Genomic DNA, 2,433 nt, shown 5'->3' with positions numbered 1-2,433 from the left:
CCCCTCCTCGATGGCATGGTGGGCCAGTTCCCGAAGTGTTGCGGTATACGCAGGCTCATGATTGGCCAGCAGCGTTAATGCGGCCATCATGGACGGCAAGGGTGGCAGGTGCAGCTTGCGTTTGCGCGTAGCCTTGCGGTATTGACTAACGAGCAGCCGGTATGCATCGAGCGCAGCGTCTTTTTGTCCGCGGCTCAGGGCAATCCAGCCTGTGACGGTCGGAGGCAGTTCACCCTCCCCCCTAATTTGGTCAAGGCGGTTGTGGTCGCCTCGCCACAGGACCTGCAGCGCCAGGGGCTCCCGTAACGCGGGCGGTGTCGTGCTCCCCGCGTCGCTGAAGGTGCAGGCATACTGATAGAGTGCGGAACACTCAGTGAGGCGGTAACAGGCATCAACGAGAAAGTTGGCCAGCAGCGCTATCTGAATACCCTCGTTCAACAGCGCAAAGGTGTGTCGACCGGCCTCGTCAGCCAACAGCTGAAAAGCGGGGTGCGCCTGTGGGGCGTAGCCGGGATGGGGCATCCACTCGTCCAGGTGTTGTGGCAGGGCCGCCTCGTCCCCGGCGAGAAGCGCGTGCCACATCCGGGCCCTGCGCGTACGCAGGCCGCTTAACAGGCGTGAATGGCCGGGGTGGCTGCGGGCAAGCCCCCCAGACTGCGGGGTGGGTGACCATGTAGCGGTAAACCACGTTATCATGACCGGCCAGGTGGTAGCGGTTGTTCATCTCCTGCAGCCATCCTTACGCCAGCAGGATTTTCAGGGCGTCAGCCATATCCGCGGGATTCATGCGGCGGTGGGCAACCGGGCTGATATCCAGCTGATGCAGGTTATCCAGCAGGGCGAGCTGGCAGAGGATGGCGGTGAGATGGAGGGACAGATACGCAATCCCAGTCTCCGCGTTGTCAGCGCGTGAAGGTGTGTTTTTGTGTCCGGTCATGGTATCACCCTGTTAACGTGACCTCAGCACAGCCGGCTGCGTGTCTGCCGGCGACGGTGGGTCAGGTGCCGCTATATCTGTCCTTTTACCGGGCTGCGATGATGTCGTTTACGCAGGCTCCAGCGCGATGGTGTGGCAGGTCGCCGTGCTGCCCAGCCGGCGGGTGCCCAGTCCGTACTCCGCCATGATGTGCGTAAACCGGTCGGCGTCACCGACAACCCGAAAGGTTACGGGGTGCAGATGGCGACCGTCCTGGGCAAAGGCGGCATTCAGCGCCGTTTTTTCGACGTAGAACCCGTTATGCTGTGACGGTGTCGGCACGACGCCGGACTTCCACTCTTTCGCGTCCAGCACATAATTGTCCCAGCCCTGGTCTTTCAGGGTTTCGGAGGCGTAGGTGAGCCGGAACAGATCGGATTGTGCGGCCAGATTGCCGCTGCAGGAGCGCCAGAGGTAGTCAAGATGCTGACGCAGTTTGCCGGCCGGGCCGTGTTTGCGGCCACGTTCGAGTAACCACTGGATATCAATCGCCACGCTCCTGGGGAAGCGTTTTTGCTTTTGGGCGGTGGCCAGCCAGCGGATCAGGAACAGGTTTTCGGCATAGGGCGTGCCGGCGATGCCGTCCTGGCGCGCCAGCCCCAACGCCACCAGGGCGCAGAACGCCAGATGGCTGAGTGCTGAGGTAGTGTTCTCTGTGGTAACGGATTCGGTTTTATCTAACAATGGCTACCCTGCCCGTTGACGCAAAGGATTAGTGGCGGATCTGCGCCAGATCGTCAGCGGTCAGACCGGTCATCTTCATGATCGAATCGCGATCGAGGCCATTGGCCAGCATGGTGCGGGCGATTTTCAGTGCAGCTTCGCGTTCACCTTCTTGGCGCCCTTTTTCCATACCGCGCTGTTCACCCAATTGGATACCTTTCTGGATACCCTTCTCGATACCTTTTTGTTCAAGCTGTTGTGCGATGGTCATCAGTTCATCCTCATGTTGCGGTACCCGCAGGGCCAGTGCTCGAACAAATGCCTGCGCATCTGCCGACTCACCGGCCTGGATAATATAGTGTATCAGCGAAATCACCTGCGGCGAAGAGAGATAGCCGGACAGCAGAATGGCGGACAGTCTGTCGGTCAGTTCGGCCAGGTCGCGCTGGCGAATATGTTTCTGCAGCAGAGTCAGTGCGGCCATGCTGCGGTGACCCATAATCTCTTCGTCGGGAATGGTCGTCACATCAACCAGCGGAAAATCGCCGGTGTACAGTTTCCCGGCCAACGTCGGATCATCAAATTCCTGCAGCCAGTTGGTCGAGTACGGATACGGGCTGCGTTTGCCGGTATAGAACAGCACCGGAATGACCAGTGGCAGCTTTTTGTGACCGGCGTCGAGATGACGCTGCATGGCGGCGACAGCATATCGGATGAGGCGAAAGGCCATGTGCTTATCCGGGCTAGACTGGTGCTCAATAAGCACGTGCACGTGCACGTAACCGTCAGCGCCG

The 2,433-nt window shown here is 60.0% G+C and carries 3 protein-coding genes and 1 pseudogene; all 4 read right to left on the bottom strand.

The annotated features are described in order from the left end of the window. Positions 1 to 582 (bottom strand): annotated as a pseudogene (locus H5P17_RS26305) (ATP-dependent helicase); the annotation flags it as partial. Between the two features lie 157 nt (positions 583 to 739). Further along, on the bottom strand, positions 740 to 937 hold the full coding sequence (locus tag H5P17_RS26300) for a hypothetical protein (protein WP_182825902.1): 198 nt from the start codon (positions 935 to 937) through the stop codon (positions 740 to 742). A 108-nt stretch (positions 938 to 1,045) separates the two neighbouring features. Further along, positions 1,046 to 1,660 (bottom strand): DUF2913 family protein, encoded by a 615-nt coding sequence (locus tag H5P17_RS26295; RefSeq protein ID WP_182825901.1) that lies wholly within the window; start codon positions 1,658 to 1,660, stop codon positions 1,046 to 1,048. Positions 1,661 to 1,688: 28 nt separating this feature from the next. Next, a partial coding sequence (locus H5P17_RS26290) for an Rpn family recombination-promoting nuclease/putative transposase (protein ID WP_182825900.1) occupies positions 1,689 to 2,433 on the bottom strand: 745 nt, incomplete at its 5' end.

Origin of the sequence: Serratia sp. OS31, from assembly GCF_014164835.1 — a bacterium.
GTDB classification, from domain to species: Bacteria; Pseudomonadota; Gammaproteobacteria; order Enterobacterales; family Enterobacteriaceae; genus Serratia; species Serratia liquefaciens_A.
This window is presented reverse-complemented; position numbering and strand designations above follow the sequence as displayed.

Bases quoted from the DNA above. Each gene is read 5' to 3' on its own strand.
- H5P17_RS26300 (WP_182825902.1), bottom strand. From the start codon at position 937: ATGACCGGACACAAAAACACACCTTCACGCGCTGACAACGCGGAGACT.